Raw genomic sequence first — 23333 nt, 5'->3', positions numbered from 1 at the left:
CCCGCCGCGGCGGGTTTCTGTTTGCCTGCGCACTGCATTCAGGGTGTGCCGCCGAACATCACCAGCAGATCGTTCTGGCTGACGTGCGGATGCTTGGAGCGCGTCTGGCTGCGCACGTAGTTGCCATCCGACTGCATGATCCACGCGGAGGCATTGTCGCGCAGATGGACCTGCAGGCTCTCCTTGATGACCCGCGCCTTCAGCGCCTTGTCCAGCACCGGGAACGCGACTTCGACGCGGCGGAACAGGTTGCGGTCCATCCAGTCGGCGCTGGACAGGTAGAGCACCTCCTCGCCGGCGGAGTGGAAGTAATAGACGCGGTGGTGTTCGAGGAAGCGCCCGATGATCGAGCGCACCGAGATGTTCTCGGACATGCCCGGCACGCCCGGCATCAGCGCGCACACGCCGCGCACGATCAGGTCGATCTTCACGCCGGCGCGCGAGGCCTTGTACAGCTCGTCGATGATCGACGGTTCCAGCAGCGCATTCATCTTGGCGATGATTCGTGCCGGCTTGCCGGCGCGCGCGTTGCGGGCCTCGGCGCGGATATGGTCGACCAGGTTGCTCTGCATGGTGAACGGCGACTGCCACAGGTGGTTCAGCCGGATCGTGCCGGCGGTACCGGTCAGCAGCTGGAACACATGGTGCACGTCTTCGCAGATGGCCTCGTCGGCGGTCAGCAGCCCGAAGTCGGTATAGAGCCGGGCCGTGCGCGGGTGGTAGTTGCCGGTGCCCAGGTGGGCATAGCGGCGCAGCTTGACCTGCTTGGCCTTGGGCCCCGTGGGCTCGCGCCGCACGATCAGCAGCATCTTGGCGTGGCACTTGTGCCCGACCACGCCGTAGATCACGTGCGCGCCGGCGGACTCGAGCCGCTCGGCCCAGTTGATATTGGTTTCCTCGTCGAAGCGCGCCAGCAGTTCCACCACCACCGTCACTTCCTTGCCGTTGCGCGCCGCGGTCATCAGCGCTTCCATCACCAGCGATTCGTTGCCGGTGCGGTAGACGGTCTGCTTGATCGCGACCACGTTGGGATCGGCCGCGGCCAGCTGCAGCAGGTCGAGCACCGAGCTGAAGCTCTCGTACGGATGGTGCAGCAGCACGTCCTGCTGGCGCATCACGTCGAACATCGACGCGCCGCCGGCAAAGGCCTTGACCGGCGCGGGAACATACGGCGGAAACTTGAGCCCGGGCCGGTCGACCATGTCGGGGATCTGCATCAGCCGCACCAGGTTGACCGGACCGGAGACGCGGTACAGGTCCTGTTCGGCCAGCCCCGATTCCAGCAGCAGCCGTCGCGCCAGCGGCGCCGGCGTATCCGACGAGATTTCCAGCCGCACCGTGTCGCCGAAATGGCGCGCGGGCAGTTCGCCCTGCAGCGCTTCGCGCAGGTCGGTGATGTCGTCTTCCGAGACGAACAGGTCCGAGTTGCGCGTGACGCGGAACTGGTAGCAGCCATGCACGGCGATGGCCGGGAACAGCTCGTGCACGAAGCCCTGCATGAACGACGACAGCATGACGAAGCCGTACGGATAGCCCGACAGCTTCTCCGGCATCTTGACCACGCGCGGCAGCGCGCGCGGCGCCTGCACGATGGCGAGATCCGCATCGCGCCCGAAGGCGTCCTTGCCCGACAGCTCCACCACGAAGTTCAGGCTCTTGTTGAGCACGCGCGGGAAGGGGTGGGCCGGGTCCAGTGCGATCGGAGTCAGCACCGGCGCCAGTTCGCGCTGGAAGAACTCGCGCGCCCATTCACGCTGGGCGTCGGTCCAGGTGGTGGTCAGGTGGAAAAAGACCCCTTCTTTTTCAAGTAGTGGAAAAATGGTGTTCTGCAGCATGTCATACTGCGAGGCCACAAGCCGTTGCGTGCGCTCGGTGACAAGCTGGTAGGTCTGCTGGAAGGAAAGGCCATCCGGCGTCAGGCCAGAGGCATTGTCGCGCATCTGTTCCTTCAGGCCCGCCATGCGGATTTCAAAGAACTCGTCCAGGTTGCTGGACACGATGCAGATGAACTTGAGCCGTTCCAGCAGCGGGACTTTCGGGTCCGCGGCTTGCGCCAGCACGCGGGCATTGAATTCCAGGATGCCCAGTTCGCGATTGAGCAGCGTACTGGACGGAGTCGTCGACATGGTCATGACCTTCTTTTGGTAATGTGGCGACTTTTTCATAGAATCGTGTCACTTTCATGACAGTTTGATTTTGTCATGATGCGGACATGACCACGACATATTTTCTCCGGGCGCGAATCGCGGCGGATCCAGGCACCAGCGTGTCCCCGCCGCGCTTCGCAACGCCAACGCGAACCTGCCCTCCAAGCACACGATGAACAACACTCCACGCCTGCTGGCCGCCGTCGACATGGGCTCGAACAGCTTCCGCCTGATGATCGGGCGGGTGGACGAAACTCCAACGGCCAACGGCCCGGCCAGCCAGATCTTCCAGGTCGACGCGCTGCGCGAGCCGGTGCGGCTGGCGGCCGGGCTGACCCCCGACAAATACCTGGACCAGCCCGCACGGCGGCGCGGCATCGATGCGCTGCGGCGCTTCGGCGACCGCCTGCGCGAGTTCGCGCCGGGGCAGGTGCGCGCCGTCGCCACCAATACGCTGCGGGTCGCAAAGAACGCGTCCGATTTCCTGATCGAGGCCGAAGGCGCGCTGGGCTTTCCGATCGAAGTGATCGCCGGGCGCGAGGAGGCGCGGCTGATCTACCTGGGCGCCTCGCACGATGCGCCGGCCTGCCAGGGCAACCGCCTGGTGGTCGATATCGGCGGCGGCTCGACCGAATTCATCATCGGCAACGGCTACCAGTCCAAGCTGATGGAAAGCCTGTATATCGGCTGCGTGTCGCACAGCCGCCAGTTCTTCCCCAGCGGCAATGTCGACGACTACGCGATGAAGCAGGCCGAGCTGGCGGCGCGCCGCGAGATCCAGGTGCTGGTGCGCCAGTACCGCGCCGCGGGCTGGGAGCAGGCGGTGGGCTCGTCGGGCACCGCGCGCGCGCTGGCCGAGCTGATCGAGCTCAACGGCATGAACGACAGCAACGCCGAGCACGGCATCACGCGCGAAGGGCTGGAGCGCCTGAAGCGTGCGCTGATCAAGGCCGAGAACACCAATCGCGTCAAGCTGACCGGCCTCAAGCCGGATCGCATCCCGGTGCTGCCGGGCGGCTTGTCGATCATGCTTGGCGTATTTGCCGAACTCGATATCGATCGCATGGACGTGACCGACGGCGCGCTGCGGCTGGGCGTGCTGTACGACCTGCTCGGACGCAGCCACCATGAGGACATGCGCACGGTCACGGTGGACCAGTTCATGCGCCGCTACGGTGTCGACCGCGCGCAGGCCGGCCGCGTGCGACGCACCGCGCAGACGCTGCTGTCACAGTTCCCGGATCCGGCCAACGAACGGCGCGAGGACAACCTGGCGCTGCTGGGCTGGGCCGCCAGCCTGCACGAGATCGGCATGTCGATCTCGCACAGCGGCTACCACAAGCATTCCGCCTATATCGCCACGCATGCCGACATGCCGGGCTTTTCCAAGACCGACCAGGCGCGGCTGGCGACGCTGCTGCTGGGCCATGCGGGCAAGCTGGGCAAGCTGTCGGGCAGCGGCAAGTTCGTCGACTGGCGCATGCTGTTCAGCCTGCGCCTGGCCTTTGTGCTGTGCCGGCGCCGCTCGGACGTGGCGCTGCCGGACATCCGCGTTACGCAGCTGGCCGAAGCGCTGGACGAAGGCTTCACCGTGCGCCTGCCGAAGGCGTGGATCGACGCCAATCCGCTGATCGAATACAGCCTGGCGCAGGAAGCCGACGAATGGCAGCGCATCGGCAAGCGCTACAAGGTGATCTACGACTGAGAGGGAGCGGTCGGCCGGCCGCCGATGTGGCGGCCGTGACCGGAGGGGCTTTCGGGCGGCGGGGCGCCGCTCAGGCAGCGTTGTTCAGGCCCAGGAAGTGGCGGGCGTAGCGCGGGTTCATGTCGTTCACGCGCAGCAGCGTGAGGAAGTCCGCCACGTTGAAGTCCGGGTCCCAGGCAGGCTGGCCGCAGATCTTCGCGCCCAGGCGCAGGTAGCCCTTGATCAGCGCGGGCGGCTCGACCGCCAGCTGCTGATTCAGGTCTTCCACCGGCAGCGGCAGGCGCGGGAAGGCGTGGTACTCGATCGGTGCCAGCGAGCGCTCGCTGAACAGCCGGTGCAGGCTGGCCGCGTAGTGGCCGCCGTCGCTCATCGGCACGCTGGCGCAGCCCAGCATCGACTCGATGCCCCAGCGCTGCAGGTACTCGCCCAGCCCGCCCCACAGCGCCATGATGACGCTGCCGGAGCGGTAGTCGCGGTGCACGCACGAGCGGCCCAGTTCCAGCATCTTGGGGCGCAGGTGCGACAGGCGCACCAGGTCGAATTCCGATTCCGCGTAGAGGCAGCCCAAGCGCTTGGCCTGGTGCGGCGGCAGCACGCGGTAGGTGCCGACCACGCGCAGCGTGGTCATGTCGCGCACGATCAGGTGGTCGCAGTAGGCATCGAACATGTCGATGTCCAGTTCGGGCACGGAAGACTTCAGGCGCGCGCCCATTTCTTCGGCAAAGACCTTGTAGCGCAGGCGCTGGGCCTCGACTACTTCATCCTGGTGGCGCGCCCACGCCACGCTGAGAACAGGCGACTCATGTGCCGGTGTATCCGATGGGCGATGAAGACGCCTCCGCGCCGTCTGGCCGCCGAGGCCATTGGGCAGAGAGTCGAAGAGCGGCTGGGTAGGCGTCGGCAGATCTCGCATCAGTATGTCCTTTTGGTGACGAAACTGTTGCGATGCAATGTAGTGAGGGCCGGTGACAATGCCGTGACCCGGCGATGACGGTTGCGTGACTTCGACGGCCGGGCCGGTCCGGGATGACTTCAGGGGCACGCCGGTCGGTGCCGCACTCCGGCCGGTCTCAGAGGAATTCGGGGTTGATGACCGCGCGCAGCACCGTCTGGGCCTCGCTTTCGCGGGTACGGCCGGTCAGCCACCAGACGCCGCCCTTGCGCACGCTCCAGTCCATTTCGGTGCCGGCCAGCAGCAGGCTGGCGACGCGGCCGATCCACGGCTGATGGCCGACCACCACCACGTGCTCGGCGCGCTCCGGCCATTCGACCGCGGCCAGCACCGCGCTGACATCGGCGCCGGGCGCCAGCGCATCGAGGATTTGCGCGTCGCCGGTCAGCGCCGCTGCGGTTTCGCGAGCGCGCACGGCGGGGCTGCACAGGATACGGGTATCGGCTGGCAGGTGGGCCCGCAACCATTTGGCCGAGGCCTCGGCCTGCTTGCGGCCGCGGCGCGTCAGCGGGCGCTGCAGGTCGGCATGGCGGCTAAGGCTGAGGGCGTCGGGCAGGTCTTCGGCTTCGGCATGGCGCCACAGGATCAGGTTCATGTCGGACGGGGCAATGAGCGTGCTTCGAGTATGGTGAAGCGGCCCGACCGGCGCAAGCGCGGCACAAACATAAGCGGGCTGCCGGTCAGGGCAGCCCGCAAGTGTCTCCGGGCGCGGTGTCAGCGGCGTGACAGCGCGTCGGCGCAATACAGCGGCGGCGCCGATGGCAATGCGTTGCCATCGGCGCCGTCGGGAAACTCAGGACTTGTGGCGGAAGTTGATGCGCCCCTTGGTCAGGTCGTAGGGCGACATTTCCAGGGTCACGCGGTCGCCGGCCAGGATGCGGATGCGGTGCTTCTGCATCTTGCCCGAAGCGTATGCCCAGATCTCGACGCCGTTTTCCAGCGTGACACGATAGCGGTTGTCAGGCAGGGCTTCCGACACCACGCCGCCAAATTCAATGAGTTCTTCCTTAGCCAATCTGTCTTCCTTTTCGGCAGCCCGCGAAGGCTGCATGGTTACGTTTTCAAAAAATCTGTTCGGTTCGCCCGCAGCGTTGCCCAATCGCGCCTGAGGCGGTCGGGGGCAGGGCGCGCATGCTGCGGCGGGTCGCGCCTGCATGACCGGATCAATCGGCGGCGTCAGCGGTGTCGCCCTGCGGGCGCGGATTGCTTGGGGCGAAAACCTGGTCGCTGACAGCCGGAGAGGCCGTGTGCTTCGCGGAGCAGGCGGGCAGGTGTACCCGGTGGTTCGCCAGTTCGGTGTCGTCGCGGATGGCCCGCGCCGGCGGCTGCTGTGCGCTCGCTGGTGTGCATTCGCGAGAGCGCGCTGGTGAGAACGCCCGGTTACAGGGATGCTCGGACACCCCGGGGGCTACTGCGACATTGTATCACGTACGCGGATGCAGCATTGCCGGCGCGTCGGTTGCACCCGCCTCTGGTCAGGCGCAACAAAATGGCGATAAAGGCGCAAACCGGGTCGCGGTCCGCTTGGTATTTGAGCCATATGAGCTAGAACTAACGCGTACGGCCATGCCAGGCCGGATCTCGCAAGGAGACTGCCATGGAACTCCATCTGGAATCGCACCGCTATGTCCGCTGCCGCCCCGACTGGCGCGCCGCGGTGCTGGCGGGGCTGATTGCGGGCGCGGTCTACATGGTGCTGGAATTGCTGACCGCGCGCTTTCTGCTGTACCAGGGCGCCTGGGGCACCGTAAAGATGGTCGCCGCGATCATCCTGGGCCGCGAGGCGCTGTCGGCCGATGCCTTCAACTGGACCATCGTGCTGGCCGCGGGCACGGTGCATTTTGCCTTGTCGATCATCCTGGCGGCGGCGCTGGCGCTGATCCTGTCGTCGTTCCGGCTCGACACCAGTCTGGGGCTGGCCTCGGTGGTCGGCATCGTGTTCGGCGTGGTGGTGTATCTGGTCAACTTCTATGTGTTCGCGCGCTACATGAACTGGTTCGACGAAGCGCGCGGCTGGGAGAGCCTGTTCGCGCATGCGCTGTTCGGGCTGGTCGCGGCCGATGTGTACTGCAACCTGGAGCGGCGGCGCGCCGCGCCGGAGGCCCAGCCCTCCGCCTGAACCGTTTAGCCCATCTGGCTGATATGACGATTAACGCGCTCGCACTACGCTAGAGGCAAACGATCATAGCGGCTGGCGCACAGCGGTTTCGCGCACAGCCACACCGGAGTGCCCATGCGGGTCGCAATCGTCAGTACCGAAACCACCGGGCTCACGCCAGCCGATGAGCCCGTCAGCATCGGCTTGCTGCTGGTCGAGGTGTCGCCGCGCGCCGGCGGCCTGCTGCGCGAAGTGGCGGAGTACTACGGTTCGCAGGAGCCGACCGTGCCGATCAGCGCGGCGGCCACCGATATCCACGGCCTGACCGCCGACATGCTGCGCGGGCGCCGCTTCGACCTCGGCGCCATCCGCGCCATCGTCGACGAGGCCGAGGTGCTGGTGGCCCACGGCGCCGCCTTCAACGCCAGGATGCTGGAGAAAGTGCTGCCCGGCATCCAGCACAAGCGCTGGCGCTGCTCGGTGCGGCAGGTGCGCTGGTCCCAGTATTTCCACGCCGCCAACCACAAGCTCGATACGCTGTGCGAGCACCTGAATATCTTCCGCCCCCGGCCCCAGGTGGCTTTGGATGATTGCCTGGCGTTGTCCAAGCTGCTGTTCCGGCCGATCGGCACCACCCAGCAGGCGACGCCGATGGGCTTCCTGCTTGCCGAAGCCGATTTCGCCATGAGCCCCGTCCCGCCTGCCGGCAGCGCGCCGGCTGCGCCGCCCGCTGCGACGCCGGCTTCTGAGGCAGCGTCTTCATGGCTGCCGCAAGTCGAAGCCAGCCAGCATGGCCCCGGGCGGGGGCTGGTGATGGCGGCGGTGATACTGATGCTGTTCGCCGGCGCGGTAATCTGGCCGGACTTGTTCCCGTGGTGACAGGCGTTGCATGCGCCGCATGCCGTAGCCGCCTGGCGCAGGCGCGCCGGAAAAACAACGAGAAAACAAAGAAAAAACGGCCCGGATCTTCTGATCCAGGCCGTTGTTTCCGCTGGGTATTTCTGGTCGGAGCGATAGGATTCGAACCTACGACCCTCTGATCCCAAATCAGATGCGCTACCAGGCTGCGCTACGCTCCGAAGCCGGCCATTGTAGCCGCGTGAGCGAGCCACGGTCAACGTGCGTCGATGCCGGCGGGTTCAGGCTGTCCGGGCGGGCCGGCCGCGCGCGCCGGATGCTCCCCCTTCTGGCGGGGGCGCTTTGTCTTGACTTGGGTTTGCGCGCTGCGATAATCCGCACACCGCTCCAGTCCGACCGGCGTGCTGTTGGGAACGCCCGGTTTTGCGTAGTTCCTTCCGGACTGACCTGATCACCACAACAAGAACGGCGCTCCCTGCCTGGGCGAGCGGCTCGGTCTGCCTGCGTTCGCCGGATGGCGGCACGGGCGGCCTGCAACAGGAGATGCGGCATTCGATAACAACGATCCGGCACAGGATCGGCAAAGAAGCAGGGAAGCGCGGCGGCACGCGGAGCGCCGCTGCTTGCCTTGGACGGGAATAAAGATGTTTCAGTCGCACGTGGTTGTGCTCATCGCGGGGCTGTTTGCCTTGCAGATGGCGGTGGTTTGCGTGGTGTTGCGCCGGTCGTCGGGCATGGAGCGCAGCGGCCTGACATCCTGGGCGCTGGGCAGCGTGCTGGCGGCCTTTGCCGCGGCGCTGGCGGCGGTGCAGGCGTTGCGGCCGATGTGGCTGGTGCCGGAATCGACCGACCTGGCGCTGCTCGCCGCGCTTTCGGTGATGGCCGTGGGCGCGCGGCACTTTGCGCAACGGCCGGGCCGTGGCGCGGGCCTGCTCGGGCTGAACCTGGCGGCCGCGGCAGCGGTGGCCTGGGGCGACCTGGCCCCGCGCTACCTGGCCACGGCGGTGGCGCTGCCCGATCTGGCCCCGGTGCTGAGCGCCTGCCATATCGTGCTGCTGCTGGATCTCGCGCGCAGCGTGGTGCCGGCGGTGCCGGCCAAGCGCGGCACCGGCCGGCTGGCGGCGTGGTCGCTGGCGGCGATCACCATCGCCGCGGCGGCCATCAATGCCTGGACCGTGCTGCGGCCGCTGGCGGCGATGGCGCAGGGCGGCGCCTGGCCGCGGCCGATGCCGTGGGATGGCGAGCTGGCCATCTTCAATGTCTTCGCCCTGGTCGGGGTGTCGGTCAGCTTTGCGCTGATGGCGCACGACCGGCTGCGCCGCATGCTGGAACGGCGCGCGCGGCACGACGACCTGACCGATGTGCTGCTGCGCGGCGCGTTCTGGGAGGAACTGGAGGCCGCCTGCGTGCAGGCCGAGCGGCAGCGCAAGCCGATGACGGTCGCGTTTGTCGATCTCGATCACTTCAAGGCGATCAACGATGTCTATGGCCACCTGGCCGGCGACAGCGTGCTGCGGCACTTTGCCGGGCTGCTGCGCAGGACGCTCGGACACGGCGACCTGGCGGGGCGGCTGGGCGGCGAGGAATTCGCCATCGTGATGCCGGATACTGCGCTGGAAACCGGCCGGCTCGCGTGCCTGCGGCTGGCCACGGCGGTGCGCGCCACGCCGTGCCCGTCGGAACCCGATCCGATTGCATATACCGTCAGCATCGGCGTGGCCGCGCGCCAGCCCGGCGAGGGCGCCGATGCGCTGATGCGCCGCGCCGATCGCGCGCTGTATGACGCCAAGCTGAAGGGACGCAACTGCGTGTCGCTGCACCCGGCGGGCGATGCCACGGAATCGGCCGTGGAATTGGCCGCGGAATCTGCGGTGGAGTCTGCCACGGGTTCCGCCGGCGCCGGCCGCTACGTCACGCGCGGCCAGCCGCGCGCGGCGTCCTGAGGCGCATCGCTTGTCACCGCGGCCGGGCGCTGCGGTAGAATGCACGCCTTCGCGTCCTTAGCTCAGTTGGATAGAGCACTCGCCTTCTAAGCGAGCGGTCAGAGGTTCGAATCCTCTAGGACGCGCCAAGGCCCCCCACCAGGCGCTGCCAAGGCGCCATCACCCGGCCCGCTGTCGCCGCGGCCATCCCGGCCAATCACATTGCATGGTTGCTTCGGCCCGTGCCGTTGTCGGCGGATCCGTGCCGGCGTCGGCAAGGTTGGCGGTTTTGCCGCACAATACGGCCTGCGCGCCGCACAGGAGCACGCTGGATCGATCAGAGGCGAGGACTACCTCGCCCGTCAGCGGGCGGCATTTCGTTGAACCCTGCAAATCCTGTACATGGCCGCCCCACATGCACAATCCGCCGCGGATCCTGGCCGCGGCGCCGACGCTTCCCTGTCTTCCCGCGATCACAAGCCCTCCGGCCGGCTGCCCCTGCTGGCGCTAGGCGTCGGCAGCTTTGCCATCGGCACCGGCGAGTTCGTCATCATGGGCCTGCTGCCCGACGCCGCGACCGACCTCGGCATCTCGATCCCGCAAGCCGGCCACCTGATCAGCGCCTATGCGCTCGGCGTGGTGGTCGGCGCGCCGCTGCTGGCGGTGCTGGGCGCGCGCTGGCCGCGGCGCAACCTGCTGATCGCGCTGATGGCGGTGTTTGCCGCCGGCAATCTCGCCAGCGCGCTGGCGCCGTCGTACCTGTCGATGATGGTGGCGCGCCTGCTCACGGGCTTTCCGCACGGCACGTACTTCGGCGTCGCGGCGCTGGTCGCGGCCAGCCTGGTGCCGCGCGAGCGGCGCGCGCAGGCGGTGGGGCTGGTAATGCTGGGCCTGACCACCGCCACGCTGGTCGGCGTGCCGATCGCGGCCGCGGTCGGTACCTGGTTGGGCTGGCGCTCGGCCTTCGTGATCGTGGGCGCGCTCGGCGCGCTGACAGCGCTGCTGGTCTGGCGCTGGGTGCCGTTCGTGCCGGCCGACCGGCGTGCCAGCCCGCTGCGCGAGCTGTCCGCGCTCGGGCGCAAGCAGGTGTGGCTGACGCTGGGTATCGGCGCGATCGGGTTTGGCGGCATGTTCGCGGTGTTCAGCTATATCAAGCCGACCATGCTGGAGCTGGCGCATATGCCGGCGGCCGGCATCCCGGTGGTGCTGGCGCTGTTCGGCATCGGCATGGTGGCGGGCAACCTGGCCGGCGCCAGGCTGGCCGACAAGGCGCTGATGCCTACGGTGGGCGGCGTGCTGGTGTGGACCGCGCTGGTGCTGGGCGCCTTTACCTTTACCGCGTCGCACGCCTGGCTCGCAGCGTTCAACGTGCTGCTGGTCGGCACCGCGGTGGCGCTGGGTCCGGCGCTGCAGATTCGGCTGATGGACGTTGCCGGCGACGCGCAGACGCTGGCGGCGGCGCTCAACCATTCGGCCTTCAACCTGGCCAATGCGCTGGGCGCCTGGCTGGGCGGGCTGACCATCGCCGCCGGCTTCGGCTGGGAGTCGACCGGCTGGGTCGGCCTGCTGCTGGCGCTGGGCGGGCTGGTGGTCTATGCCTGGTCGATGCTGAGCATGGCACGGCGCGTTCCCGCCGCGGCGTAGCACGCCGGCGCGCGCGCCTCATCCGAATCACGAAGCAAAAAGGGGGTGCCAGATCGGCACCCCCTTTTTTATTCGCGTGTTGCCGGCGCCGGATTTACTCGGCGTCAGCCACGCTTGCGCCGACCACGTTGAAGCCGCCGTCGACATAGGTGATCTCACCCGTCACGCCGCTGGCCAGGTCGGACAGCAGGAAGGCGGCGACGTTGCCGACTTCTTCGATGGTGACATTGCGGCGCAGCGGTGCCGCTTGCTCGAAATGGCCGAGCAGCTTGCCGAAGCCCTTGATGCCGGAAGCGGCCAGGGTCTTGATCGGGCCGGCCGAGATGCCGTTGGCACGGATGCCGCGCGGGCCGACCGACGAGGCCAGGTAGCGCACGCTGGCTTCGAGCGAGGCCTTGGCCAGGCCCATGGTGTTGTAGTTGGGAACCACGCGCTCGGCGCCCAGGTAAGTCAGCGTCAGCAGCGAGGCCTTGTCCGACAGCAGCGGCAGGGCGGCCTTGGCCAGTGCCGGGAAGCTGTACGCGGAGATGTCGTGCGCGATGCGGAAGCCTTCGCGCGACAGGCCGTCGAGGAAATCGCCGGCGATCGCTTCACGCGGTGCGAAGCCGATCGAATGCACCAGGCCGTCGAACTTTTCCCAGCGCTGGCCGAGCGCGGCGAAGGTGGCGGCAATCTGCTCGTCGCTGCCGACGTCGCATTCGAAAACCAGGTCGCTGCCGAATTCCTTGGCAAAGTCGCTGATCCGGTCCTTGAACCGTTCGCCGACGTAGGTGAAGGCCAGTTCGGCGCCTTCGCGCTTGCACGCCGAGGCAATGCCATAGGCGATCGAGCGGTTCGAAAGCAAGCCGGTGATCAGGATCCGCTTACCTGCCAGAAATCCCATAAATTCTCCAAGGTGGTGTATCAGGCACGCTTCGTGCGTCCGCCGTGCGGCCGTGCGGGTGCCGGGCTGTCGTGCGGCCCTTTTATTGCGCCGCGCAGAGGGAATGTCCGGATGGCTGGGGCCACCCCGGACGCATGTAAAATTGTCTCATACTTGGCCCGGCCGCAGAACGCCGGGCCCTACAGGTGACAGTGGAGGAATCCAACAGGATGCCTATTCAAGCACGTTGGCCGCTTCAGGCGGCATGGCAGTGCTTCCGGCGGGATGCAGTACTGCGTGGTTGGGCGGCAATGAAGCTGGCACTGGCGCTGGCGGCGGGGGTCTCGCTCTTTTCTGATCCGGCATGGGCGGCGCATGGCTTTGCGCTGCATGGGGACCTCAAGTACCAGCCGAATTTCTCGCACTTCGAATACGCCAATCCCAACGCGCCGGTCGGCGGCACGCTGACGCTCGCCAATCCTGACCGGCGCACCAGTTTCGACAAGTTCAACCCGTTCACGCTGAAGGGCACCTCGGCCCCGGGCCTGAACGCGCTGATGTTCGAGTCGCTGCTGATCAGCAGCGCCGACGAAAGCGCCAGCGCCTACGGCCTGCTGGCCGAGGACGTCACGGTGGCGCCGGACGAGTTGTCGGTCACCTTCACCATCCGTCCGCAGGCGCGCTTTTCCAATGGCGATCCGGTGCTGGCCTCGGACGTCAAGTACTCCTACGACATGCTGATGAGCAAGGCCTCGAGCCCGGGCTACCGCAGCATGTGTACCGACGTGAAGGCGGTGGTCGTGACCGGCGAGCGCACCGTGCGCTTCGATTTCAAGCAGCGCAACCGCGAGCTGCCGCTGATCGTCGGCTCGCTGCCGGTGTTCTCGCGCAAGTGGACCGCCAAGGTTCCGTTCGAGAAGCTGACCTTCGAGCCGCCGGTGGCCAGCGGCCCTTACCTGATCGAGCGCTTCGACGCCGGCCGCGGCATCATCTTCCAGCGCGACCCGAAGTACTGGGGCAAGGACCTCGCGGTGCGGCGCGGCACCTTCAACTTCGCGCGCGTGGTCTACCGTCTGTACAAGGACGAGACCGCGCGGCTCGAGGCCTTCAAGGCCGGCGAGTTCGACGCCATCGTCGAATACAAGGCCAAGAACTGGGCCAAGAGCTACCAGGGCACGCGCTTTCGCAACGGCGAACTGCTCAAGACCGAATTCCCGCATCGCAACGGTGCCGGCATGCAGGGCTATGTCATGAACCTGCGCAAGCCGGTGTTCCAGGACGTGCGCGTGCGCCAGGCGCTGATCCTCGCGCTGGATTTCGAATGGCTCAACCGGCAGCTGTTCTACGGCGCCTACAAGCGGCTGGACAGCTGGTTCTCCAACAGCGAGCTGTCGGCCAGCTCCACCTTCGACGGCCGTCCCGGTCCCGGCGAACTGCAACTTCTCGAGCCGCTGCGCGCGCAGCTGCCGCCAGAGGTGTTCGGCCCCGACGTGGTCCAGCCCAGCACCGCGCCGCCGCGCTCGCTGCGCGACAACCTGCGCCTGGCGCGGCGCCTGCTGGCCCAGGCCGGCTGGACCTATACCGACGGCGCGCTGCGCAACGCCAAGGGCGAGCCGCTGGTGTTCGAGTTCCTCGACGATGGCGGCGCCATGAGCCGGGTGATCACCACCTACGTGCGCAACCTCGAGAAGCTTGGCATCCAGGTGCACCAGCGCACCACGGATTTCGCGCTGTACCAGAAGCGGCTCGAAGACTTCGACTTCGACATGGTGTCGATCCGCTTCCCCGATTCGCAAAGCCCGGGCAATGAACTGCGCGACCGCTTCTCCAGCGAGGCCGCCGGCACGCCGGGCTCGGACAACCTGTTTGGGCTGAAGTCGCCGGTGGTCGACAAGCTGGTCGACAACGTGCTGCGCGCCGATACCCGGCAGGAGCTGGTCACCGCCGGCCGTGCGCTCGACCGGGTGCTGATGCACGGCTATTACATCGTGCCGAACTGGTACAGCGCGTCGCACCGGGTCTCATACCGCAAGACCCTGGCGTACCCGGAGCGGCTGCCGTATTTCTACACGGCGGAAGGCTGGATCCTCAGCCACTGGTGGCGCACCGACCTGCAGGCGCAAGCCCGCTGAGGCGCTCAGGCGCTGGCGGCTTCAGCGCGGACAAGGAAAAAGACGGCCCCCATGCTTGCCTATCTGCTCAAACGCATCCTGCTGATGATCCCGACGCTGGTCGGGGTCATCACGCTGACCTTTGTCGTGATCCAGTTCGTGCCGGGCGGCCCGGTCGAACAGATGATGATGGAGCTGAAAGGGCGCGGCGGCGCCGGCGAAGCCAGCGGCGGCGGCGCCGAATACCGCGGGCGGCGCGGCGTCGACCCGGACAAGATCAAGGAGATCCAGGCCCTCTACGGCTTCGACAAGCCGCCGCTCGAGCGCTACTTCCTGATGCTCAAGCGCTTTGCCCAGTTCGACCTGGGCCAGAGTTATTTCCAGCACCGCAGCGTGTGGGAGCTGGTCAAGTCCAAGCTACCGGTATCGGTCAGCCTGGGCTTGTGGACCTTCTTCCTGACCTACCTGGTATCGGTGCCGCTCGGCATCTCCAAGGCGATCCGGGCGGGCAGCCGCTTCGACGTGGTGACCAGCGTCATCGTGCTGGTCGGCTATGCCATTCCCGGTTTCGTGCTGGGCGTGCTGCTGCTGGTGGTGTTCGGCGGCGGCACCTTCGTGCAGTGGTTCCCGCTGCGCGGGCTGACTTCCGACAACTGGGAGCAGCTGTCGCTGATGGGCAAGGTGATGGACTACCTGTGGCACCTGGTGCTGCCGATCACGGCGTCGGTGGTGGGCAGCTTCGCGGTGGTGACCATGCTGACCAAGAACGCCTTCCTCGAGGAAATCCGCAAGCAGTACGTGCTGACCGCGCGCGCCAAGGGCCTGGGCGAGCGCCGGGTGCTGTGGAAGCATGTGTTCCGCAACGCGCTGATCCCGCTGGTGACCGGCTTCCCGGCGGCATTCATCGGCGCCTTCTTCACCGGCTCGCTGCTGATCGAGACGCTGTTCTCGCTCGACGGGCTGGGCCTGCTGTCGTATGAGGCGGTGCTGCGGCGCGACTATCCGGTGGTGCTGGGCACGCTCTACCTGTTCACGCTGATCGGGCTGGTCACGCGCCTGATCTCCGACGTCTGCTACGTGCTGGTGGACCCGCGCATCCATTTCGAGGGCTTGCACCGATGAAACCGTTCTCGCACGCGGCGCCCAACGGCCTGCCGCATTCGCCTTCGCCGCGCCAGCGCGCCTGGCAGCGCTTTCGCCGCAACCGGCGTGGCTACTGGAGCCTGGTGATCTTCGTCGTCATCTTCGTGCTCAGCCTGGGCGCCGAGTTGCTGTCGAGCAACCGGCCGCTGGTGGTGCACTACAAGGGCGAATGGTATTTCCCCATCGTCAAGGTCTATCCCGAGACCACCTTCGACGGCGATTTCGCCACGCCGGCCGATTACCTGGACCCGTATATCCGCGACCGCATCACCACCAACGGCAATTTCGCGGTGTTTCCGCTGAACCGGTATTCGTATGACTCGCTCAACTACTTCGCCAAGGAACCGAACCCGGCGCCGCCTTCGGCAGAGAACTGGCTGGGAACCGACGACCGCGGTCGCGACGTGCTGGCGCGGCTGCTGTATGGCTTTCGCGTGTCGGTGCTGTTCGCGCTGGCGCTGACGGTGATCGGGGTGCTGGTCGGCACGTTGACCGGGGCGCTGATGGGCTTCTTCGGCGGGCGCTTCGATCTGTTCTCGCAACGCGCCATCGAGATCTGGAGCTCGATGCCCGAGCTTTACCTGCTGATCATCTTCGCCTCGATCTTCGAGCCCAGCCTGGCGCTGCTGATCATCCTGCTGTCGCTGTTCGGCTGGATGGGGCTGTCCGACTACGTGCGCGCCGAGTTCTACCGCAACCGCTCGCTCGACTACGTCAAGGCCGCGCGCGCGCTGGGCTTGTCCAACGTGCAGATCATGTGGCGCCATATCCTGCCCAACAGCCTGACCCCGGTGATCACCTTCCTGCCATTCCGCATGAGCGCGGCCATCCTGGCGCTGACCAGCCTCGACTTCCTCGGCCTGGGCGTGCCGCCCACCACGCCCAGCCTGGGCGAGCTGCTGGCGCAGGGCAAGGCCAATCTCGACGCGTGGTGGATCTCGCTGTCGACCTTCGCGGTGCTGGTGGTGACGCTGCTGCTGCTGACCTTTATGGGCGACGCGCTGCGCGATGCCTTCGATACCCGGCTGGGCCTGGCCGCGCTGCGCGGCCGCGTCGAACCCAAGGTTCCCGCAGGCGCGCCCACCGGTGCGGCACCGGAGGCCACGCCATGACCGCGGTGTCGCCGATGACCTTGCCGGACCTGGAGCCGGCACCGATGCCCGCGCCAGGGACCACGCTGATGTGCGTCGACAAGCTGTCGGTCACCTTCGGCCATGGCGAGCATGCCACCCGCGCGGTGCGCGACGTCAGCTTCGACCTGCGTGCCGGCGAGCGCTATGCGCTGGTGGGCGAGTCGGGTTCGGGCAAGACCGTGACGGCGCTGGCCATGCTGCGGCTGGTGGAAGACGCCTACTACGATGGCGCGATCCGTTTCGAGGGCAAGAACCTGCTCGAGGTCTCCGACCGCGAGATGCGTGCGATCCGCGGCGCCGAGATCGCGATGATCTTCCAGGAACCGATGACCGCGCTGAACCCGCTGTACACCATCGGCAATCAGATCGTCGAAACCCTGGCGCTGCACGAAGGCCTCGACCGCCGCGCCGCGCGCGAGCGCGCCATCGCGCTGCTCGAGCGCACCGGCATCAGCGATGCCGCGCATCGCTTCGACAGCTTCCCGCACCAGCTGTCAGGCGGCCAGCGCCAGCGCGCCATGATCGCGATGGCGCTGGCGTGCCGGCCCAAGCTGCTGCTGGCCGATGAGCCGACCACGGCGCTGGATGTCACCATCCGCGCGCAGATCCTCGACCTGCTGCGCGACCTGCAGGCCGAGTTCGGCATGGCGGTGATGCTGATCACCCATGACCTCAACCTGGTGCGCGCCTTCGCGCAACGGGTCGGCGTGATGGAGAAGGGCGTGCTGGTGGAAACCGGCGACACCGCCAGCGTGTTCGCGTCGCCACAGCACCCCTATACCCGCAAGCTGATCGACAGCCGCCCGCGGCGCGAGGTGCTGCCGCTGGTGCCGCTGGCGCCGGTGCTGCTCGAGGCGAACAAGCTGGGCGTCAGCTATGCGCGCAAGCGCCGCGGCCTGGCCGGGTGGTTCGGCAAGGACCAGTTTGCGGCGGTCAAGGATGTCGACTTCCAGCTGCGCGAGGGCGAGACCCTGGGCATCGTCGGCGAGTCCGGCTCGGGCAAGACCACGCTGGCGCATACCGTGCTGGCGCTGCAGCGCAAGAGCGCCGGCACCATCCATTTCCTGGGCCGCAGCTTCGACACCGCTACGCGCGACGATCGCCGCAAGCTGCGCGCGCGCATGCAGGTAGTGTTCCAGGACCCGTTCGGCTCGCTGGCGCCGCGCATGACCATCGAGCAGATCGTCGGCGAAGGGCTGGCGCTGCACCAGCCCGGGCTGTCGCGCGAGGCCACGCGCCAGCGCGTGATCGAGGCGCTGCGCGAGGTCGGCCTCGACCGCACCGCGCTGGGCCGCTATCCGCACGAGTTCTCGGGCGGACAGCGCCAGCGCATCGCCATCGCCCGCGTGCTGATCCTCAAGCCCCAGATACTGGTGCTGGACGAGCCCACCTCGGCGCTGGACGTGTCGATCCAGCAGCAGGTGCTGGCGCTGCTGTCCCAGCTGCAGCACAAGTACAACCTCAGCTATCTCTTCATCAGCCACGACCTGGCGGTGATCCGAGCCATGGCGCACCGGGTCATCGTGATGAAGGCCGGCGAGGTGGTCGAGTCGGGCGACACCGAAGTGGTGCTGGGGGCACCGCAACATCCCTATACGCGCAAGCTGATGGCGGCGGCGCAGGTCGGTGCGGCGTGATCCGGTAAGGCTTTCTGTTGCACTGCGGTGACAGTTCCCGAGCATGCCGGCTAGCATCGAACCATGGGATTAATCCGATAAAGAAGATGCGAAAACCGGTCTATATCGTTGATTCGGAAGCCAAATCCGCCGAATTTGTAACGAACTTTGACATGTGAATGACAACCCTTTACCATCCCGCCAGAACTAGTTTTGGGGGTGGTGCGTCCGGCGCATTTGCCTGTGCCGCGCACGCTTGCGGTGCGGCAGCCGATACGACGGCCTGGCGCGAAGGTTGCGTAAGGCTTGCCCCTGTAGTTCACACGATGATCGCCCGACGTCACTGAAACGTTCGCGCGACATCCACCCAATACCCAGCTGCCCCGGACCTTGTGCCGGGGCTTGCTTTGGAACGATCAACAGGAGAACCAATGCAGCGATCGGTGCTTCATTCCCTGGCGCGCGCCGCCGTCGGATTTGCCCTTGCCTGCGGTGCGACTGTGTCGAATGGAGTGCTGGCGGATACGGTATTCAAGGATGCCGACACCCGTATCGAATCCGCGGCCCAGGCCGTGGATGCGCATCCGGAAGGCAAGCGCGGCTTGCTGTCGTCGGTGGTGAATTCCACCAGCAACGTTGCCAGCAAGGCTGGCGACCTGGTCATGAACGCGCTGGGCCTGATCGGCGTGCGTTACCGCTTCGGCGGCAATACGCCCGAGTCCGGTCTGGACTGCAGCGGCTTCGTCCGCTACGTGTTCCATGACACCTTCGGCTTCATGCTGCCGCGCCGCTCCGTCGAAATCAGCCGCGTCGGCACCACCGTGGCGACCAGCGACCTGCGTCCGGGCGACCTGGTGTTCTTCAACACCATGCGCCAGACCTTCTCGCATGTCGGCATCTATATCGGCGACAACAAGTTCGTGCACGCGCCGTCCACCGGCAGCAAGATCCGCGTCGACGACATGCGCGCGGCCTATTGGGTGACCCGCTACAACGGCGCGCGCCGCATCGACGACGGCAAGGAGCGCAGTGCCGAGGGCCTGGACGGCATGGTCGAGACGCTCAAGCGCTACGATCCCAAGGCGGCCCGCGCGTCGCTGTACGGCGGCTGACGGCTGAGGACGCGCCAAACAGGAAAGGACTGCTGCGGCAGTCCTTTTTGTTTTCCGAAGAGCAGCGGCTACTACTGCGCCGCCACCTTGGCGGCCGGCGCCAAGCGGGCCTGTTCCAGCCGCTGCCGCAGCGTTGCCATGACCGCCGCGGTGGCCTGTTCGCCCGCCAGCACGGCGCGGTTGCGCGCGTTGAAGTCGCTGCCGCCCATATCGGGCAGCTGCGGCCGGATCACCACGTCGGCGCGCGCCAGCGCCATCTTGTTGATCGACTGTCCCATGATCGCGGTGGTCTGCAGCAGTACGCCGCTCTGGCCGGCGTGCTGCTGCGCCGACGGGTCGGCCGAGATATTGACCGCAATGACAAAGTCCGCGCCCATGCTGCGCGCGGAATCCACCGGCACCGGTTCGACCAGGCCGCCGTCGACATAGTCGTGCCCCTGGATCGAGACCGGCTGGAACACGCCCGGCACGCTGCTGGAAGCGCGCACGGCCTGGCCCGTGTTGCCGCGGCGGAACAGGATCTTGTCGCCGCTCTTGAGGTCGGTGGCGACGATGCCGAGCGGCAGCTTCATGGCTTCGATGGGGCGGTTCTGCACCAGGCGGTTGACGTAGTTCTGCAGCGCCTCGCCCTTGAGCCAGCCGCCGAAGCGGGTGCCGAACGGCAGCGCCCAGTCGGCGATCGCGGCCTCGTCCATGGTCAAGGCCAGCTTGTTCAGCTCGAAGCCATTGAGCCCGCTCGCGTACAGCGCCGCCACCACCGCGCCGGCGCTGGTGCCGGTGACCAGGTCGGCGCGGATGCCCTGGGCCTCGAGCGCCTTGATCACGCCGATATGGGCAAAGCCGCGCGCGGCGCCGCCGCCCAGCGCCAGGCCGATCTTGACGGGCCGCGGCGTGGGCGGGGAGGGCGGTGTGGTCGCGACCGGAGGCGCGGGGCGCGGGCCGAAGGCGCAGCCCGCCAGCAGGGCGGCGGCGGAGATGCCGAGAAAATGACGTCGTTGCATGCAGCGGGGATCGGTAGCAAGGTGGGACCGGCGGCGGCGATGCGATGCGGGTGCTTCTCGATCCACGTTCGCATCGCTCGGCCTGGCTGCCGGCCACAGCTCAGACCGGCGCAAGCATAAATGATTCCGCGCGGCGCCGGTGCGCGCAATGGGCCGGGCGAGGGCGAGGCCAGGCAATACGCGTTGGTATAATGCAGGGCCCGCACATACACCAGCCTGCGCGCCACCGCGCGCGGGCTTTCTTGTTTTTCCCCTGACCATGACTCAACGCGTCCGCACCCGCTTTGCGCCGAGCCCGACCGGCTTTATTCATCTCGGCAACATCCGCTCCGCGCTCTATCCCTGGGCCTTTGCCCGCCGCATGCAGGGCGACTTCATCCTGCGTATCGAGGACACCGACGTCGAGCGCTCGTCGCAGGAAGCGGTCGACGTGATCCTCGAAAGCATGGCCTGGCTGGAACTGGATATCGACGAGGGGCCGTTCTACCAGATGCAGCGCATGGACCGCTATCGCGAGGTGGTGGCGCAGATGGTCGAGGCCGGTCTGGCCTATCGCTGCTACATGAGCACGGCGGAACTGGACGCGCTGCGCGAAGCCCAGCGCGAGCGCGGCGAAAAGCCGCGCTACAACGGCTTCTGGCGGCCCGAGCCGGGCAAGGTGCTGCCCGAACCGCCGGCCGGCGTGGACCCGGTGATCCGCTTCCGGAACCCCATCGGCGGCAGCGTGGTGTGGGACGACGCGGTCAAGGGCCGCATCGAGATTTCCAACGACGAGCTCGACGACCTGGTGATCGCGCGTCCCGACGGCACGCCCACCTACAACTTCTGCGTGGTGGTGGACGATCTCGACATGCAGATCACCCACGTGATCCGCGGCGACGACCACGTCAACAACACGCCGCGCCAGATCAACATCATCCGCGCGCTGGGCGGCACGCCGCCGGTCTATGCGCACCTGCCGACCGTGCTCAACGAGCAGGGCGAGAAGATGAGCAAGCGCCATGGCGCGATGAGCGTGACCGGGTACCGCGACGAGGGCTACCTGCCGGAGGCGGTTCTGAACTACCTGGCGCGGCTGGGCTGGGCCCACGGCGATGCCGAGATCTTCTCGCGCGAGCAGTTCGTCGAATGGTTCGACCTGGAGCACCTGGGCAAGTCGCCGGCCCAGTACAACCCCGAGAAGCTCGCCTGGCTCAACAACCACTACATCAAGGTCGGCGACAACCAGCGCCTGGCCACGCTGACGCAGCCCTTTATCGAGGCGCTGGGCGGCAGGGTGGAAGGGGCCGACCTGGTTGGCGTGGTTGCGCTGGTGAAGGACCGCGCCAACACGCTGAAGGAAGTCGCGCAGGCCGCGCTGCTGTTCTATCGCGGCGAGCCGCAGGCCGATGCCGCGCTCAAGGCGGAACATCTGACCCCGGAGATCCAGCCGGCGCTGGCGGCACTGTCGGCCCGGCTGGCGGCGCTGCCGGCGTGGACCCGCGCAGAGATCAGCGCCGCCTTCAAGGCCGTGCTGGCCGAGTTCGGGCTGAAGATGCCCAAGCTGGCCATGCCGGTACGGCTGCTGGTGGCGGGGCAGTTGCAGACGCCGAGCATCGATGCGGTGCTGGAGCTGTTCGGGCGCGACACGGTGCTGCGCCGCCTGGCCGCCGCGGCCTGAGCGCTGCCTGAAAAGACGCAAAAAAAGTCCGCGCCGGGGCTTGCGCTTCGGCCAGGACTTGCGCATAATCTCGTTCTCCCTGCAGCGCGGCAGCTACAAAGCGACCAAGCGGGCCGGCGGATCCGCAAGGATCTTCGTTATCTCTGAACGGATTATTGAAGTGCGGAGCAGGCGAAAAAAGCTGAAACGGGAACTTGCAAAGATTAATGATTGATATATAATCTTGGCTTCGCTTGAAACGGTAGTTAATTCAGGCGAAAATGCAGCAAGTTGCAGTAAATGGAAGTACCATGGGGCTATAGCTCAGCTGGGAGAGCGCTTGCATGGCATGCAAGAGGTCAGCGGTTCGATCCCGCTTAGCTCCACCAAGATTCAGGTTCCAGCCAGGCAGTACCGGTTGGTGCCAGACGGAACGTGTTGAAAGACAAGTTTCTGTCCCCTTCGTCTAGAGGCCTAGGACATCACCCTTTCACGGTGAGTACAGGGGTTCGAATCCCCTAGGGGACGCCAACACAGCCGGGCGTAATCAGACGTCCAGCATGTCGTCTCAAGCAGGAGCTTGAGCCGGCAGCCGACTAAGGAGGGGTAGTTCAGTCGGTTAGAATACCGGCCTGTCACGCCGGGGGTCGCGGGTTCCAGTCCCGTCCACTCCGCCAAAACTAGACCCGCATGGTGTAACCGCCATGCGGGTTTTCCTTTTGGGTGAGGGATTATGTTCTGAATCGCGGTAAATGCAATAAGATATGTTGCATTCGTTGCCGAAATCGCTATATAAACCTGTCTTCGCTGCAAACGCTGCGTAAGCGTGGCGGTGGAAGAATCCAGCAGTAACCGTCCAGAGTACCGGATACGGGGCTATAGCTCAGCTGGGAGAGCGCTTGCATGGCATGCAAGAGGTCAGCGGTTCGATCCCGCTTAGCTCCACCAAGATTCAGGTTCCAGCCAGGCAGTACCGGTTGGTGCCAGACGGAACGTGTTGAAAGACAAGTTTCTGACCCCTTCGTCTAGAGGTCTAGGACATCACCCTTTCACGGTGAGTACAGGGGTTCGAATCCCCTAGGGGACGCCAACACAGCCGGGCGTAATCAGACGTCCAGCATGTCGTCTCAAGCAGGAGCTTGAGCCGGCAGCCGACTAAGGAGGGGTAGTTCAGTCGGTTAGAATACCGGCCTGTCACGCCGGGGGTCGCGGGTTCGAGTCCCGTCCACCCCGCCAATTTTGAAAAGCCCGCGCAAGCGGGCTTTTTCTTTTGTACGGAGTGGAGCGAGCCGCGTGCGCGGCTCGCGGCGGGACGAGAAGGGCTGCGCCTGCAGGCGCAGCAGCGGCCTGCGGCACGTAGGCGAGTCCCGTCCACTCCGCCAATTTGAAA

At 66.6% G+C, this 23333-nt stretch carries 17 protein-coding genes and 8 tRNA genes; 18 read left to right on the top strand and 7 right to left on the bottom strand.

All coding sequences use genetic code 11. The features are described from left to right. Window positions 1-38 precede the first annotated feature (38 nt). Window positions 39-2165, bottom strand: a complete 2127-nt coding sequence (gene ppk1, locus A2G96_RS15570) for a polyphosphate kinase 1 (RefSeq protein WP_082818977.1) — start codon at window positions 2163-2165, stop codon at window positions 39-41. Between the two features lie 154 nt (window positions 2166-2319). Here ppk1 and ppx point away from each other — a divergent pair, with 154 nt between their 5' ends. Continuing rightward, complete coding sequence (gene ppx / locus A2G96_RS15565) at window positions 2320-3852, top strand: exopolyphosphatase (protein WP_062800692.1); 1533 nt, start codon at window positions 2320-2322, stop codon at window positions 3850-3852. Between the two features lie 70 nt (window positions 3853-3922). On the opposite strand, the gene A2G96_RS15560 is transcribed toward ppx, so the two are convergent. The 3 genes from A2G96_RS15560 to infA all read right to left on the bottom strand — a co-directional run bounded on the left by A2G96_RS15560 (window position 3923) and on the right by infA (window position 5819). After that, window positions 3923-4765 carry a GNAT family N-acetyltransferase gene (locus A2G96_RS15560; protein WP_062800690.1) on the bottom strand — a complete coding sequence of 281 codons (843 nt, stop codon included), beginning with the start codon at window positions 4763-4765 and terminating at the stop codon, window positions 3923-3925. Between the two features lie 157 nt (window positions 4766-4922). Further along, window positions 4923-5399: a SixA phosphatase family protein gene (locus tag A2G96_RS15555; RefSeq protein WP_062800687.1), complete on the bottom strand. Its 477-nt coding sequence runs from the start codon at window positions 5397-5399 to the stop codon at window positions 4923-4925. Window positions 5400-5597: 198 nt separating this feature from the next. Then, a complete protein-coding gene (gene infA / locus A2G96_RS15550) occupies window positions 5598-5819 on the bottom strand; it encodes a translation initiation factor IF-1 (RefSeq protein ID WP_008641674.1) in 222 nt (73 codons plus the stop codon). Between the two features lie 582 nt (window positions 5820-6401). On the opposite strand from infA, the gene A2G96_RS15545 reads away from it, so the two are divergent. After that, a complete protein-coding gene (locus A2G96_RS15545) occupies window positions 6402-6923 on the top strand; it encodes a hypothetical protein (RefSeq protein ID WP_062800685.1) in 522 nt (173 codons plus the stop codon). A 114-nt stretch (window positions 6924-7037) separates the two neighbouring features. Then, window positions 7038-7781 carry an exonuclease domain-containing protein gene (locus A2G96_RS15540; protein WP_062800683.1) on the top strand — a complete coding sequence of 248 codons (744 nt, stop codon included), beginning with the start codon at window positions 7038-7040 and terminating at the stop codon, window positions 7779-7781. 123 nt (window positions 7782-7904) lie between these two features. Here A2G96_RS15540 and A2G96_RS15535 read toward each other — a convergent pair. Continuing rightward, window positions 7905-7981 (bottom strand) — tRNA-Pro (locus A2G96_RS15535). Window positions 7982-8404: 423 nt separating this feature from the next. Here A2G96_RS15535 and A2G96_RS15530 point away from each other — a divergent pair. The 3 genes from A2G96_RS15530 to A2G96_RS15520 all read left to right on the top strand — a co-directional run bounded on the left by A2G96_RS15530 (window position 8405) and on the right by A2G96_RS15520 (window position 11326). After that, window positions 8405-9703: a GGDEF domain-containing protein gene (locus A2G96_RS15530; RefSeq protein WP_062800681.1), complete on the top strand. Its 1299-nt coding sequence runs from the start codon at window positions 8405-8407 to the stop codon at window positions 9701-9703. Window positions 9704-9754: 51 nt separating this feature from the next. After that, window positions 9755-9831 (top strand) — tRNA-Arg (locus A2G96_RS15525). A gap of 253 nt (window positions 9832-10084) precedes the next feature. Beyond that, complete coding sequence (locus tag A2G96_RS15520; RefSeq protein ID WP_062800679.1) at window positions 10085-11326, top strand: MFS transporter; 1242 nt, start codon at window positions 10085-10087, stop codon at window positions 11324-11326. A 94-nt stretch (window positions 11327-11420) separates the two neighbouring features. On the opposite strand, the gene fabI is transcribed toward A2G96_RS15520, so the two are convergent. Then, window positions 11421-12209 (bottom strand): enoyl-ACP reductase FabI, encoded by a 789-nt coding sequence (fabI, locus tag A2G96_RS15515; RefSeq protein WP_062800677.1) that lies wholly within the window; start codon window positions 12207-12209, stop codon window positions 11421-11423. A gap of 209 nt (window positions 12210-12418) precedes the next feature. Between fabI and A2G96_RS15510 the strand changes: the two genes are divergently transcribed. The 5 genes from A2G96_RS15510 (at window position 12419) to A2G96_RS15490 (ending at window position 19303) form a co-directional block, all read left to right on the top strand. Beyond that, window positions 12419-14320, top strand: a complete 1902-nt coding sequence (locus tag A2G96_RS15510; RefSeq protein ID WP_062800675.1) for an extracellular solute-binding protein — start codon at window positions 12419-12421, stop codon at window positions 14318-14320. 51 nt (window positions 14321-14371) lie between these two features. After that, window positions 14372-15421: a microcin C ABC transporter permease YejB gene (locus tag A2G96_RS15505; RefSeq protein ID WP_062800673.1), complete on the top strand. Its 1050-nt coding sequence runs from the start codon at window positions 14372-14374 to the stop codon at window positions 15419-15421. Further along, a complete protein-coding gene (locus A2G96_RS15500; RefSeq protein ID WP_062800670.1) occupies window positions 15418-16554 on the top strand; it encodes an ABC transporter permease in 1137 nt (378 codons plus the stop codon). The genes A2G96_RS15505 and A2G96_RS15500 overlap by 4 nt, the downstream gene beginning before the upstream one ends. A gap of 14 nt (window positions 16555-16568) precedes the next feature. Beyond that, the gene (locus A2G96_RS15495) at window positions 16569-18212 is read left to right on the top strand and encodes an ABC transporter ATP-binding protein (protein ID WP_062802210.1); all 1644 of its coding nucleotides are present in this window, start codon (window positions 16569-16571) and stop codon (window positions 18210-18212) included. Window positions 18213-18622: 410 nt separating this feature from the next. After that, the gene (locus A2G96_RS15490) at window positions 18623-19303 is read left to right on the top strand and encodes a C40 family peptidase (protein WP_062800668.1); all 681 of its coding nucleotides are present in this window, start codon (window positions 18623-18625) and stop codon (window positions 19301-19303) included. A gap of 71 nt (window positions 19304-19374) precedes the next feature. On the opposite strand, the gene A2G96_RS15485 is transcribed toward A2G96_RS15490, so the two are convergent. After that, the gene (locus A2G96_RS15485) at window positions 19375-20304 is read right to left on the bottom strand and encodes a patatin-like phospholipase family protein (RefSeq protein ID WP_062800666.1); all 930 of its coding nucleotides are present in this window, start codon (window positions 20302-20304) and stop codon (window positions 19375-19377) included. A gap of 259 nt (window positions 20305-20563) precedes the next feature. Here A2G96_RS15485 and gltX point away from each other — a divergent pair, with 259 nt between their 5' ends. The 7 genes from gltX to A2G96_RS15450 all read left to right on the top strand — a co-directional run bounded on the left by gltX (window position 20564) and on the right by A2G96_RS15450 (window position 23179). Beyond that, the gene (gltX, locus tag A2G96_RS15480) at window positions 20564-21964 is read left to right on the top strand and encodes a glutamate--tRNA ligase (RefSeq protein WP_062800664.1); all 1401 of its coding nucleotides are present in this window, start codon (window positions 20564-20566) and stop codon (window positions 21962-21964) included. Window positions 21965-22256: 292 nt separating this feature from the next. After that, window positions 22257-22332: transfer RNA gene (locus tag A2G96_RS15475), tRNA-Ala, on the top strand. Window positions 22333-22398: 66 nt separating this feature from the next. Continuing rightward, window positions 22399-22474 (top strand) — tRNA-Glu (locus tag A2G96_RS15470). Between the two features lie 69 nt (window positions 22475-22543). Then, window positions 22544-22620, top strand: a tRNA-Asp gene (locus tag A2G96_RS15465). A gap of 195 nt (window positions 22621-22815) precedes the next feature. Next, window positions 22816-22891: transfer RNA gene (locus A2G96_RS15460), tRNA-Ala, on the top strand. Between the two features lie 66 nt (window positions 22892-22957). After that, window positions 22958-23033, top strand: a tRNA-Glu gene (locus A2G96_RS15455). A 72-nt stretch (window positions 23034-23105) separates the two neighbouring features. After that, window positions 23106-23179 (top strand) — tRNA-Asp (locus A2G96_RS15450). The last annotated feature ends 154 nt before the right edge of the window (window positions 23180-23333 follow it).

It is taken from the genome of Cupriavidus nantongensis, from assembly GCF_001598055.1.
Lineage (GTDB): Bacteria > Pseudomonadota > Gammaproteobacteria > Burkholderiales > Burkholderiaceae > Cupriavidus > Cupriavidus nantongensis.
Note: the sequence above shows the minus strand (reverse complement) of the source record. Positions and strands in the feature narration are given on the sequence as shown.